We start from the raw sequence: 14,713 nt of genomic DNA, 5'->3' as shown, positions 1-14,713 counted from the left end.
CCTGCCAAATTTGAAGAAACGTATTTTTTGGAACAACAGACTGTCTAGTAAAAGCTGGGAAGTCCAAAGTTTAACTCAGGAAGAGAGAGAAGAAATAAAGTTAAACATGCAAACGGGCCGTCAGAAAGTTCTCTTTACATCACCAGAATCACTTACTGGAAGTTTACTTTATTTGCTTTTTTCATTATCGCGCAGCGATCAAATTGCAGAAATTATTGTCGATGAGGCTCATCTAATTGATAGTTGGGGCACCAATTTTAGGCCAGACTTTCAAAAATTTGGAGCATTGTTAGCAACACTCAGAAAGGTTTCAAAAAGTAAGTTTAATACTGTCCTGATGTCGGCAACGTTTACTCAATCGAATATAGAGGCAATCAATAAAGTTTATGGTGATGGAATTAGCGATCCGATTATCGTCAATGGTAATTTTCTTCGCCCAGAAATTAAAAGCTCTGTGTTAAAAGTTAATAGGGATGAGCATCTGTCTTCAGTATGTAAATATACCTTTTTTCTACCGAAACCAATGATTTTATATACAACAGTAAAGTCTGAAGCTGAGGAAGTATATAGAAAATTAAAGGATTATGGATGTACCAGGATTGCTAAGTTTGACGGCGACACTAAATATGAAGCAAGAAACGGAATAATAGAAAAATGGAAGAGTAACCAGTACGACATCATCGTTGCAACTTCTGCTTTTGGTGTCGGGATGGATAAAGCGGATGTTAAAACAGTTCTACACGCTAGTGTTCCAGATAACATTGATAGGTATTATCAGGAAATCGGAAGAGCTGGCCGTAACGGTGACTCAGCAATGGCATTAATGGTTTATCATGATGATCAGTTATCCATTGCTCAAAAAATTAACAGAGAAAACATCATATCGATTGACCTAGGGTTTGAGCGTTGGATGGATATGTTCGAGCGCAGACAACCTGTCAAAAGTGATTTGTTTGAAAGTGATGACCTTTACAAGCTAGACACTTCCATTTTTCGAAAGGATTTAGATAAAAAAACCGATACTAACAGTGAGTGGAATTGGTTAACTTTGCTGTTTATGCAGCGTGCTGGCGCTATCAAAATATATTATGAAGTTCCTAAATTACCTTCAACGTCAGATGAAAGTTATGACCAACTACAATTTCAAAAGTTCTGGGAAGATTATTCTGAAACAATAGTAATAGAGTTGTTAGAGCCCAAAGCACTGAAAAAGGATTATTGGGAAACTGAAATTAATAGATACCGAGAACGTGAGTTAACTGTGCAGAATGACCGATTTAATGTTTTGAGGCAGTACCTAGAAAATAACTCCGTAACACTTTGTAAAACGCTGTCTAAATACTATTCGATTAATCATGTACCTGCACAGCGAGCCTGCAGGGGGTGTCGCAATTGCGACGGATTCTCCCCTACTGTTGGAGGGGCAGCCTATCTGGATAACTATACATCTCAGGCAACTTCGACGCCCAGATTACAACCGCTGATTTCTAACAGGAATATGTGCATGGTTTACTACGATAATAATGATATTTTCGATTGGAAAGGTTTACTGAAATCAATGTTAGTGAAAAATATTATTTCGGGTATTCAGGCATCTGATAGGTTTTTGGCAGAGTTCCAAGAAACCTTACCAATTGGCTTTGAACAGTTCTGGATTTCTCAAGAATTTGAGGATGAATCGAGCTTCTGGCCTACCATATTGATTGCTGAGGAAAGTGCAAAAGTAATTGATGTACCAAAGGTTAGAGAGAAGGTAACGTATTTCTTTGCAGAAAGGTCACAAAAAGAGTCAGGCAAGGAATATCGGAATTGGTACGAAAATTATTCATCGTCATTATCAATAAGTAACTTTAGAAATCTGCTAGGACAAAACTGATGTCAGTAATAAACAATGCGAATCCAGGCAGCCATATACCTTCACTACATTTCATTGACCGTTTGGTTAACCGACATTTTTCCAAAAAAAATAAAAGCGAAGAACATTTACCATTGACCGCTATTTTGTCATCGAACATGCCAGATTATCTTTTTATCGATGAGGAGTGTGATGCTCAGGGAGAGTTTAAGAGAAGCACTAACCCCGAAAAAAAGCTGAGAGAAACTTTATTTTTTTGGAAGGAAACTGGTTTATGGCAGCAAAATGAAGAAGGGATCAAGGCTTGGTCAGAGTTTTCATGTGATGACAACCTTGGAGAAAGAATTACTCAAACTTTATTTAAAGAGAAGCTTGATATCGTCGATGGAACTGGAATAGAACCACTGCTTCGAGGCATGGCACTTTTTTTGTGTCTGGACTCATTTACATTTGCAGGTGGTAATTTTTTTAAGTCTACAGAAATCGAAACCATCGTTGGAAAGTATCTACCACCAAGATCTGGAAACGATACTCGCCTTACTATTAACAGTTCCGAGACTGCTACTTTTGCCAACTATGGTCTTCTTTTAGGTTTTCTAGAACAAGTAACCAAAGATACGCTTGTGGTTGATCCAACTCGCTTAATTAGACCTGCGGTTATCAAAATATTAAAAAATTCAGATGCTGCTAGTGAGATGCCAGTAGAAGAATTTTTAATTCAACTAAGGGGAATACTTCCCGTAATTGATGGTGGAGCGTATCGCTGCACCATCGAGGAACTTATTCGCTCTAAGGTAAAAGATTGGAAATCTTTGCCTGAGCACGAACTATCGGCAAGTCTTTCTCAGGCTTTGTACCGACTTAATATTGAGGGGCTTATTTTTCTTGTGCCTAAATCGGATGCTGAAAAAACAATGCAGTTGAACCTACCTGGAAACAAAAAAAGGCCAGTTAGTCACATTAGATTTGGGGTAGAAAAATGAGTTTAGATAGATACTGGCCATCTGTACAGAACGTAATTGATTGTATCAAAACTGAAGCTGAAGAACTCTCAGATGAGACATTGCTGGCTGTTCATGAACCGATGCAGCTGACTAAATTTAGTAGCAATAAACCTGAAGAAGAGGCTACCGAAAAGGACCTTCTAGATCATTTTTTAAGAATTGATAGGCCCATTCCTATCGTTGCTGATGCTGGGTTAGGCAAATCACACCTTATAAGGTGGCTACATGCGAAGCTTAAAAATGAGAAAATAGTTCAGGAAGAAAACTGGCAGATAGTGCGAATCCCGAAGAATGCAAGTTTAAGACAGACTCTTCACCTACTTCTTAACGGTTTGGAAGGAGATGTTTTTGAAAGCGCTCGAAAGCAGGTAGACGAAGTCGGAAATACTCTAGTCGCTAGAAAAATAGCTGATCTTTTTGGTACCCACTTAAAACATGGCATTCAGGATATTGGTGAAGAGAGTGTTCAACTTTTGGATAACTGCCAACCTGGTTCTGCTGGAGCCCGAGAAGTAATAGAGAGGATACAGTTTGCTAAACAACTCCCTAATTTAGTTGACGATATTGAATTTAAATTGAGACTAATTAGTGATGATAGTTATATTTACAATATAGCAACTAGGTGGATAAAAGGGGCAACAGAGGAAGAGTTGCGCCAAAAAGAATTTGCTTTGTCACAGAAAGATTTCGACTCGATAATTGAAGAGATTGAAATAGATAATTTATCTTTACCCGGTCGTAAAGCTTTAAGTGCACTTAGATTAGACAGTAACCCCGAGCAAAGTAAAAAGGCATTAGAAGTAATAAATGAGGGGGTTGGCCGAGCCTCACAAACCGCTTTCCAACAGTTATTTCAATTTGGTAGTGGCAACTTTCAGGATCTATTTAAAGAAATAAGAAAGCACCTAAAAGCACGTAATCAAACGCTTGTTATTTTAGTTGAGGATCTCGCTGCAATTTCGGCTATCGAAGATGTATTGATAGATTGCCTGTTAGAGGAACCTAAAGATGAATTATGCACTCTGAAATCAGTACTCGCTGTTACAAGTGGCTACAGCGGTTATACAAGAAGACAAAACACTATTAGGACGAGAGCAAGATTTGAGTGGCAAATCAAAAATAATCAGGACAGCCAAGAAGAGATCCCTACTAAAATAGTCGACTTTTGCAGTCGGTATTTAAATGCGGCCCGCTATGGGAAATCCCAATTACAGGATGTCATTAGCCTTGAAGATTGGGATGATAATATTCCTATATGGAATGACGAACTGGATGAGAGTGATAGCTTGTGTTTGGAAGCATTTGGTAAATCTTCTTTACATATCCCACTTTTTCCGTTTAATAAAGAGGCCATAGTAAATCTTGCGAAATGGTATTGTTCCAACGATTCCGGTTCGTTAATCTTTAATCCACGAGATGTGTTGAATGATATTTTACTTAATATTTTAAGATATCAACGAAACGATTATGAAGCGGGTATATTTCCTAAGAATGTTGAACTTAAAGAGCGCAAACCAACACTTCTAGCTGAATTGAGCAATTTGGGTCTTGCGACTCCGCAACAAGCTATAACACTTTGTTCAATCTGGTCAGATAAATCTAGCATGGAAGCTTTGAGATCAGTTTTACCCAAAGAAGTTGCTATTTCATTCAATTTATCAGAACTCGCTCCCTACTTAGGTAGTGAAATTCATATCCCTACACCAAGCCCTGCTGTGATAGCAACACCGAAACCGGTTGAGACCGCCCCGATTTCTATTCCGAGTAAGTCTGATTTTATTGAGGAGCAACTTGGGAGGTGGTTCAACAATGAGGCACCTATTGATTCTAAGTTGGCGAAGGATTTCAGAAGCCAACTTTATACAATGATTGAAGAATCACAACTTTCAGAATGGGTTGGGTTTAAAAATAGTAAAGTCTTTGAATCTGGGAAAAAAACAAGAACAGCCTTTGAAGCAATTCTTAAGTCAGAACCACACTTTTTAATTAAGTTACCAAACTCAAATAATAACAATGCATTATCGTTGGTTGAGTTTTGCTCAGAGCACGATTTCTATGATGAAAAGTCTTCGAATGTACTACAACGGACTGCACTGGCGATAATTCGCTATCACAGAACTAACAAAGATAATCCATCTACGGGTTGGAATTATGAAAAAGGATATGAAGATTTTGCTTATTATAAAAGTTTCGCTGAAAAATGGGTTCCCCATGCTTTAAAGGTTGCTCTCAAAGCATTACGTAAGAAATATTTAGTACGCTCAGTGGATAAGCAGTTGATGTTGCTAAATGGTTTGGGACTAAAAGAGCAAGGTAGCCTTGAAAACACGCTTTTCATGAAAAGTGTGCACATCAAATCGATTCTAAAAGAACCGCTAAACTCTGTTTTCGAACAATTAAGGACAGCTTTGTTAGACCAATGGGACGATACGCAAATGGTTTGGTCAAGTCTTGTTCTTATTGACAATGTTGCTATCGACTCAGACATATTAAAGGCGGCAATCAAAGAAGCCAGAAAAAATGGCGAGGAGAAGCTTGATCCAGCATTGCGGCGACTTAAGAAAGCGGCAATCGATGAAATAAAGCCAAACCTCCTTAAAATAAAAATGTTTATTGGCGATTGTGAGAATAGAGAGGAATTTCAAAAATTACTTGAGGATATAAGAGAAGTGTACAAATCTATTCAAGATTTGGGATTGTATCCAGATGAAATCCTGAAGCGAAAAACGGCCGATCAAGATATCAAAATATTGCTAGAAACTTTAAGTTGGATTGATGTTAAAAATGCCATCAAGCTAATAACCGTTGAAGATGAGCAAAAAGAGATGGAGATTCTTGCCAACCTTGATGGGAAACTCATCACTCTATTGTCAAAAGTTCTTTCCCATTGGGAAGCCTTTGAAAAGTTAGCATTGCCGAAAATACAACTGGTCAATAAAACTGTGGGTGCAAATCAGTTAAATTCACTTAACCAAAGCATCAAAAATACAAACGCTAATTTAAGCCAAACACTTTCGGACTTAACCTCGTTTATGGAGTCAGATAGTAAATGAATAGTTTGAAGGAAAGAGTTGCTACTTTTAAATCAGAAATCATGTTGGCAGATAGTTCCCAACAGAATGAAGTGATTATTGAAGGTAATGAGATTATTTACAATGAGTTGCGTTCTGTAAGTGACAAGTTCAAAACGCAGTTTGAATTTTTGCAAGCTTTGAACTACGTAAACAGAAAATTAGAGGAAACGCCAGACTACAGCACCGTTTTCTCTGATGATTGTATATATCGAAATGGCATTAGTACTATTGTTTTCAATCGGGAGGCGGCAGAACTAATTAGTAGTGCTATAACAAAGTTTGATGAGTTTGAGCGCGCTTGGAGAGACGAAAATTATAAGGTGCAACAAAAGGATTCGTATATTCATGCCCGAGATATGTTGAAAGGACTATCAGAAAAAATAAAAGCGGCCAATGAAGACTGTTGGCAAAAGTGGTTAGCATTGATAGATAAAAGAGTTTTTATTGAAGAACAGGTCTTAGAAAGCCAGAAATACAACCCAACTCAAAAAGATAACTATGAAAAATTTAATAGAGAAATTTCTACTTTAGAAGCGTTGAAGCGAAATAGAACTGTTACAAAGGATTGTGCAATCCGAATTCAGGAGTTACGCGACTCTTTGGAGAACTTGAAAGCACAATTTGATCTTTCTGATTTTCCCAAAGATGTTGCAAGATTTTTTAAGGCAGTAAACTCTCCATTTGAAACTGCGACTTTAGATTTGCTGACCCCTCAAGTCCTAGATTGGCTTAAATCCAACAGTAAACTAACGAATTTCAAGGTAGAAAGAAAATAATTAGGAAAGTAGTCGTTTATGATACATGAAAATGAACTTCGGCATTGTTTGGATAGCTGCCTAGACGTTATTGAGCAGAGAGAGTTTAAGCTGTTGGCGTGGGGGGATACGGAGGTTCGCCATACAAAAGGTGAGATAATTGAAATTATACAGTCTCAAACCTCCCAAAATGCTCAAGATATATTTAGAGAATTAATGAAGAGATGTTTAATCTTTTCTATCGCTGATATTTTCTTCCCCGATGCTTACCGAAGTCGAATGGCTCAGTCGGTTTATCTTTCTAAAAAGTTGCGACAGTGGTTTCACGGGCAAAGTCTAAAGAATACTAAGACTCTTGTCTCAGATTTCAGATTTATACGCAGAGCGCGAAAATATCCACAAAGGGATATAGAACCTAATTTAGTTGTTGAAGAAGTATGTAAATCGAACCAGTTAGGCAGTAATTACAGAGAAGCGCTCTTTTCTATGCTTGGGGATAACCAAGAGTTTAAGCTCTCTGGATTTCAAAAAAGAGCGACAACAAGAATTCTTAATAAACTGACTAAAAAAAGTAATGTTGCTTCTGCAACTATAGTGTGTGCAGGAACTGGTAGTGGTAAAACACTCTCATTTTACTTGCCTGCCTTAGCTAATCTGGCTGTTGAACTCACTCAAAACCAAGAGATTAAAGTTAGAATCTTAGCAATTTATCCTAGGAAAGAGTTGCTCAAAGACCAATTTCAGGAAACCTTTCACCAAGCTAGGAAGTTAGACTCTTACTTGCAGAGACATAACGCCCGAAAAATTAGAATTGGCACGTTTTTCGGTGATACTTGGAGTAAAAAAGACTCAGAACTAGCGAAAGGAAATCATTCTTACAACATGTTGAGTTGTAAGTGCTCCGGCGTATTAAAGTGGAAAGGCGAAGATTTTGTCGCAGATAATGAAGTGTTAACTTGTGGGTCTTGCGGTGAAAGAATTGAAGGAGATGAAATAGCGTTAACACGAGAGTCTCCCGCGCCTGATATTCTTTTTACGACAACTGAAATGCTAAACCAGCATTTAGGAAACAGTTTCTCTAACCATCTATTTGGTGCGCGCAAAAATCAATCTATTCCTTTGGTACTTCTAGATGAAGTGCATACTTATGAAGGTTCTACAGGGGCGCAAACGTCTTATTTACTTAAGCGATGGATGAAGTACACGAATTCTTCACCACACTTTGTGGGGCTGTCAGCTACGTTAAATAATGCTTCCAAGTTTTTTGCCTCATTCACCGGTGTTTCTGATTATCAGGTTGAAGCTATTGAGCCGTTAGAATCCGAAATGTTAGAGGAAGGGGCAGAGTACTTGTTGGCTGTGCGAGGGGATCCCGTATCTCAAACTGCGTTACTTTCTACTACGATTCAGACCACTATGCTGTTTCAGAGAATGATGGATACTATAAATTACTCTGTTTCGAAAGGTACTTATGGAAGTAAGCTTTTTGTATTTACTGATGACTTGGATGTAAATAACCGATTGTTCGAGATGATGGCGGATGCTGAAGGATGGGATCATTATTACAAAAACCTCAAACCGAAAAAAACTCCCCTGGCGTTTCTAAGAAGCGGCAAACACCCAGAATATGACGTTCAAAATGAGCAAATGAATGCACTAGGTCAGGATTGGTCTATTTGTGAATACATTGGCCATGCAATGAATGAGCATGATAGAGCTAGAGTTTCTCGAACATCTAGTCAAGACGCTGGGGTTGATCGTGACGCAGAAATTACAATCGCAACAGCATCACTTGAGGTTGGTTTTAATGATCCTGAAGTAGGAGTTGTTATTCAACATAAAGCTCCTAGAGGAATGGCATCGTACGTTCAGCGTAAGGGGCGTGCCGGGAGATCTAGGGGAATGCGCCCCTGGATGGTAACGGTTTTATCTGACTATGGTAGGGATAGAGTTGCATTTCATCGGTATGAGGGGTTGGTTGACCCTCAAATAAAATCTAGCAGACTCCCCATCGAAAATAGCCACATTCAAAAGATGCAAGCATGTATGGCAACACTGGATTGGCTCAGTAGGAGAGTGGGTAAATCGCACTTGTGGTCTAACCTGAAGAATCCCGAAGGTAAAACCAGTAAATTATATTTTAACAATCTTAAAAATGAACTTGAAGCTCTCAACAGTGATGAACAAATCATAAAAGAGTTGAAGAAATACCTGACGGCAGCATTAGGGTTATCGGATGAAAATATCAACCAGGTATTTTGGCAAAGCCCTCGATCGCTAAGAATGGACTTCATACCAAATTTACTACAAAAAATTGAAACAGATTGGTCCATAGATGGAATCAAGTGGAAGGGGGTTACCAAAAGCGGGTCGCCTATGCCCGAGTTTTTCCCTGCTACATTATTTAGCGAATTGGCTTTACCCTCCCTTAATATTTGTATATTGAGAGGGAAAAAAGATGACAGGAAACAAGAGTGGCACGAATTGCCTTTTTTTCAAGGCTTGAAAGAATTTGCGCCTGGTAGAGTATCGAAAAGATACAGTATCAATAACCAGTCTGAAAGCGATTGGTTGGTATCAGACAGTTTTTCGCCTATACCAGAAAAAGACATGAAGTGTGGGATTGAGGTTTATGACGCATTTGGAAAAAGTGCAGAACCAATTAAACGGATTGTTTTAGACTCAAGAAGTAGTATCGAAATATTTAAGCCAACAGAGTTATATACAAAGAGAGTTGAAAGCAAAAACATGACAGATAAAAGTAATGCTTTCTTAAATTGGGCGTCAGACTTTTATTTTGATTCTGATTCTCATAAATTGAATATTCCACAGAGTTCTGATTGGCACGAACTTCTGAAAAGCATCTGCTTTTTCTGCCACGCCCAAATGACCCCGATTGAGTTAACTCGATATACAACAGGATCTGAAGCTACTATAAAATTTAAAACAGGTGAGTCGTCTAAGGTTGACTTTAACTGGGAGAATGACGGTTCACCGGTTGGTGTAGGAACTGTACTTTTTGTTGATGGAGTTTACTGGGATTTTCATTTTACTGAAGAGTGCTTGCTTCAATTACTAAAAGATCCTGTTCTCATAAGTAGCCTACGGGCTACTTATGTTGAAGCATTATTCAAAGAATCATCATTGTTTAAAAACCAGTTCCAAGGTGGTTGGGTTTTCGATTGCATCACAACAGCAATATATTATTTAGCTTGCTCACAGAATAGAACAATTAAGTCTATTGTTGAATCTATTTCAGAACCCGATATTAAGAGCGCAATTTGTTCAATTCCATTGGAGGTTTTTCAGATGAAAGACTTAGATGGTGAGAATGCAGAAGAACAAGTTTTGCAGAAGGATATTATTGAGTTTCTACAAAATGACAATAACTTAGTTGCTTTGAAGCCATTACTTAGTTTTTTATATGAAGAAAAATTAACCACAAAACACTTCATATCATGGTTTAGAAATATACTTGCAAATACATTGTGCGGTGGGATATCTGCAACGCTGCATAGTCTTCTTCCGGATGTTAGCGAATCTGATATTAATGTCGACCCTGTGTGGGCGGGAGATAATTTGAAAGTTTGGTTAACAGAAAATGAAGCCGGTGGTGTTGGTGTTGTTTCCCGCTTTGAAGAGTTGTATGTAAATGACCCGCTTAGTGTGTTAAATCATTTATCAAGAAGCTTTGAGATTGGAGAATACGAACAAGTTAACTACGATATCCATCAGTTATTGATTCAGTTGCAAAAGAATAGAGAATTGGCAACTGCAATAGATAGACTTAGGCAAACTCAAGGCTATCGCGATAGATTGGAGGCTTTACGAGAACTTAGAACCGCTATTTCTAAGCTTGGAGTGACCCAAACACATAGTTTTAACAGTCTACTTCATACAAGATTGTTAAAAGCTGGGAGTACATCGAGTAATGATAAAGATCTCTTAGATTGGTTAAATCAATGGGAAAAATTAGAAAAGCAATTTCAGTTAGAAATTCCCTTGGTTGCTATGGCTTATCTGATTGCTAAAAACAATGCAATTGATGGAGAGGTCAATGAGGCAAAAGATAAAATTTTGGCACTTCTTTGGCCGAAAGGCAGTGCGATTAGGCAAGGTTCTATACAATTTTATAACCGATTCGCGAGAGGCATAACTGTTTTTGAAAGACTTGCTGTAAGTAGATTGTTTGTAGACAAGGTTAAGTCTGTCGAGTTCTCCACAAGTTGGAAGCAAGAAGTTTCTGATGTTTTGACTTCGAAAAAACAAGGCAAAGTTGAACTACGGTTAAATTTTGAAGATGTGGATAAGCTAAATAGTATTATTTACGAAATTAACACGTTCGCAATTGAGTACTTAGGGATGTTGTTTCACACTAGAATTATCAAAATAGCTCGACAAAAAAATTATTTATCAATTTATTTGGAAATAGCAGAAACAATACAATGATCGAGTTAACGTCTAGGGACATATTGACGAAATCTCTCCTTGGCAAGCGAGAGTTAAGAGAAATTTTATCGAGCATATTTGCTGGCGTTATAATTGTGCCTCAGAATTTATGGTTGGTAACTGCTTGGTTAACTGATTTCGACGTTTTGGACAATCGGTCAGGTAACTGGAGTTATTTAAACCCAGAATGGGGGGCTAGACAGGTAAGTTTTCTTGATCTGTTGGAAACTGCAGTCAAGAGTGGATGTCATCTGAATATGGTAGTAAAGGAGGACATTATTAACGATGCTGCTTTGTATCGGCTTCGGACTAATCTGGGCAAAGAGGTTGGATTTAGAATTTGTGAAAGCCAAGAAGTTCATATAAAAGGTTTTCTTACAGAGTCGTGTTTCTTGAAGGGTTCTATGAACTTCACCTATTCAGGTGCTAATAAAAATGAAGAGATGCTTTCACTCACTGGAGATGAGCATCAACTTTCAAGCGCGAGGATAGAATTTAAAGAATTCTATCAGTTTAAACCTAGGGAAATCGAGCCTAATAATCCAATTAATAATCATAAACATGTTTCAAACATAGAAGATGACGAAGATGAGCATGACTTCTTTTAGGCAGGGTACTTGGCTGAAAACATTCTTCAGTTATGAGAATTTTATCGAAGTTGATAAACCTAACAGTGATGTTCTGCTGAACACAGTCTATCCGTTGATAATAGATGCTAAGGACAAGTTACAGGGAAGTCGCCCCTTCTTCTTGGCATCATGTAACGACAATGTTTTATACTTTTATGGGTTTAGTGATGGCCGAAAAAATCTAATGGAGTTAAGGAATGGTTTACATTTTGCCTTGGGTACTTCTAATACGAGCCACTATCGAATAATTCGGCAGCCCTCTTTTGAATATGAAAAAGAAGCCTTACAGGCTTTTCCGCATGGAATCGTAAGATTTGAACTCCTTGAATACTCGAGCAAAGATCAACAGCTCGAAAGTGTGAAATATGTAATTTCGAAATTACTTCAAATATCTAAACGATTCGAAATTAAACCTACTTTTAAGCCGAATATATCAAGGCCTGTAGGCCGTATGCTAAGGGATTTCTTTGTTGCCTGCAGACACAAAGATTCAGAATTAATCACTGACTATTTGGGCGAGATTAAAAACTCTGGAAAGCTTAGTCATAGAAACATTATAAGTCTCGAATTGCAGTCTCTTAAAGCGCAGTCAAAATGGGAAGAAATACTTAGCCATGACTCCTTAATAGATTACGTAAGTGGGATAATCCCTAGTCGTATATATCACATTTTAGTTAGAGCCATTTCAAAAACTTTGGAAATACACGAAGCCCGTCTTGAAGAGATGGATTTGGTGTTAGTTAGGGCCAAGTTAGACAAGTTCCAGCCCTTCTTAACGAATAAGTTAGCATTAAAGAGCGATTCGAGGTTCCAAGAAGATTGGAAATCTTGGGTTTTACTGAACGTTATATTGGGCGTAGAAAATGTAGTTGAAGTAGTCCCTGACTTTATAGAAAAATCTTGGGTTGAAAATATAGAGTCTCTAATAAAGAGGACAGCACTAACTCTCAAAGTGAAACAATCTTTCAGCGAAGAGTTTAAATCCTTATTAGAAAGCCCCAAAGACATAAATACAGCCAGTGCTTTATTCCGCTATGCTGAAAATTGCTCGTCCATAGAGATACCCGAAATTCTTGACTGGCTTGATAAGTTACCGCTTGAAATTAGAAAAGAAATAAAATCGTGCATACCTCTGAGAAAAAAATGGAATGAATATGAAGACTATGTTTATGGTGTTAACGATGAACCTAAGGATGTCACGCACGAAGAAGTGACAGATGACTTGCCTCATTCTGGCGTACATCCTACTTTGGATTGGAACACCTGGTTTTCTAATGGGTATAAACGTTCGGTAAACGTCGACCTTCTTATGGAATCAAAATCTGAAGGTTTCGATTTAGAGATGGTTACAAATAAAATAAAGGAATGCAGTGAACCTGAGAAAATTAGAGACATATCACCGCACCTCCTAAGGTGGATTGAAGAGCGAGAAGTTAAAACGGATTCAGAATTTTGGTTATCTTTAATTGAACTAATCTCAGTCGACGACCAGACTTCATTAACAACAATTCTACTTCTTAAGGACCTAATTAATCACTTTTTGCAAACGCCTCATTCGCAAGCTCAATACAAGGAGGTTTTGGAGGCATTTGATTTGGTGCTTTCTGTCGAGTTAAGCCGAAGGTCTCTAGGTGCGGTCATTGATTTCATTGAGTCATTATTTGACTACGCAATAAAAGACGAAAATTATTTGAAATTTGGAATATGGCCAAAAATAAGGTCGTTTGCAGCAGACCATTGGGATGAATATGAAGTTGATACACAAAGTGTGCTTATCTGGCTAGAGAAGCAACTTTCGCCCGAGTCCCTGCTTTTCGAAAAACTTCGCTCTCAAAAGAATAATCCATCTTTAAATGCGAATTCTGAGCAATTAGAGGGCAAAAAAATTGGTATTTCTACTCTTACTGAGAAAGCAGGAAAACGAGCTGCAGAAATCCTGAACACTTTGTTTCCTTCTGTTGAAGTCATTTTAAACCATGACAAGGTTGCCACAGATACGTTACGGAGTTTGGTAAAAACTGCTGATTATTTTGTTTTTTGCAACAAAAGTGCTGCTCATCAATCATATTATGCAATTAAAGATATAAATAAAAATATTATTTATCCAGATGGTAAGGGTAGTTCTTCAATTGTAAGAGCTCTCATTGCAAATTTGAAAAGTGTTTAGAGTCGCAATATAGAGTTTAAGCTTGGAATATTCAGTGTAACTGCTTGGGAATTTTCTAGAGGTGAATGTTCCGGGTGCTCCTGGAACATTCATATTTAATTCAGGTGTTTACCCTACAGTAGATAGGTAAGGTAAAGGGTCAAGTTTGTTATGAACTTCAAAAGCCTCCAATCTTTCAACACATGAACCACATTTGCCACATGCTCTCTCGAGACCTTTATAACAGGTCCAAGTTTTAGAGTAGTCTAGTCCCATTGCGAAGCCATCTTTTAAAATGCCAACTTTATCTGAGTTGAGGTATGGAGCGAATACTTTAACTGGTTCAAAGTTAGCTACCTTGGATGCTCTATCCATGATTTCAACGAATTCTGGCCTGCAGTCAGGGTATATTATATGATCGCCAGAGTGAGCCCCATACCATACCTCTGAGGCCTTAATATTAACTGCATAACCAATTGCTAGAGACAGCAAAATCATATTCCGGTTCGGCACTACGGTCGACTTCATGTTTTCCGCTTGATAGTGACCTTCAGGCACAGCAATTTCGTTGGAAACAAGGGAAGAACTGGTAAACAAAGAACTGATGTTTTTAATATCAAGAATTTTATGTGCAACAGCCAATTCACCGGTAACTTGCTTTGCGCACTCTAATTCTTTGTTGTGTTTTTGCCCATAGTCAAACGATAGCGCGAATACTTCGTTCTCCTCTTTAAGGGCTTTGTGTAATACTGTAAATGAATCCATTCCGCCAGAATAAACTACAACTATCCGAGCCATTTT

The 14,713-nt window shown here is 38.0% G+C and carries 8 protein-coding genes; 7 read left to right on the top strand and 1 reads right to left on the bottom strand.

Features of this window, described 5'->3' with window-relative positions; translation table 11 throughout:
- The 7 genes from dpdF to dpdD form a co-directional block, all read left to right on the top strand.
- Positions 1-1,876, top strand: a 1,876-nt coding sequence (gene dpdF / locus IE070_RS15585; protein WP_189484123.1) for a protein DpdF, incomplete at its 5' end; no start/stop codon positions are given.
- Entirely contained in the window at positions 1,876-2,838 is a 963-nt protein-coding gene (dpdG, locus tag IE070_RS15580) for a protein DpdG (protein WP_189484122.1), read from the top strand. The genes dpdF and dpdG, both read left to right, overlap by 1 nt.
- Positions 2,835-5,912 (top strand): protein DpdH, encoded by a 3,078-nt coding sequence (dpdH, locus tag IE070_RS15575; protein ID WP_189484121.1) that lies wholly within the window; start codon positions 2,835-2,837, stop codon positions 5,910-5,912. The genes dpdG and dpdH overlap by 4 nt, the downstream gene beginning before the upstream one ends.
- On the top strand, positions 5,909-6,709 hold the full coding sequence (locus IE070_RS15570) for a hypothetical protein (protein WP_189484120.1): 801 nt from the start codon (positions 5,909-5,911) through the stop codon (positions 6,707-6,709). The genes dpdH and IE070_RS15570 overlap by 4 nt, the downstream gene beginning before the upstream one ends.
- Before the next feature lie 18 nt (positions 6,710-6,727).
- Positions 6,728-11,137: a protein DpdJ gene (gene dpdJ, locus IE070_RS15565; RefSeq protein WP_189484119.1), complete on the top strand. Its 4,410-nt coding sequence runs from the start codon at positions 6,728-6,730 to the stop codon at positions 11,135-11,137.
- A 23-nt stretch (positions 11,138-11,160) separates the two neighbouring features.
- A complete protein-coding gene (gene dpdK / locus IE070_RS15560) occupies positions 11,161-11,745 on the top strand; it encodes a phospholipase D-like domain-containing protein DpdK (protein ID WP_189484118.1) in 585 nt (194 codons plus the stop codon).
- Positions 11,726-13,933, top strand: coding sequence for a protein DpdD (dpdD, locus tag IE070_RS15555; RefSeq protein ID WP_189484117.1), 2,208 nt, complete (start codon positions 11,726-11,728; stop codon positions 13,931-13,933). Before dpdK ends, dpdD begins: the two co-directional genes overlap by 20 nt.
- A 108-nt stretch (positions 13,934-14,041) precedes the next feature.
- Here dpdD and queC read toward each other — a convergent pair whose 3' ends face one another.
- Complete coding sequence (queC, locus tag IE070_RS15550; protein WP_189484116.1) at positions 14,042-14,710, bottom strand: 7-cyano-7-deazaguanine synthase QueC; 669 nt, start codon at positions 14,708-14,710, stop codon at positions 14,042-14,044.
- Positions 14,711-14,713 lie beyond the last annotated feature (3 nt).

The organism is Alishewanella tabrizica (genome assembly GCF_014652375.1).
GTDB classification, from domain to species: Bacteria; Pseudomonadota; Gammaproteobacteria; order Enterobacterales; family Alteromonadaceae; genus Alishewanella; species Alishewanella tabrizica.
This window is presented reverse-complemented; position numbering and strand designations above follow the sequence as displayed.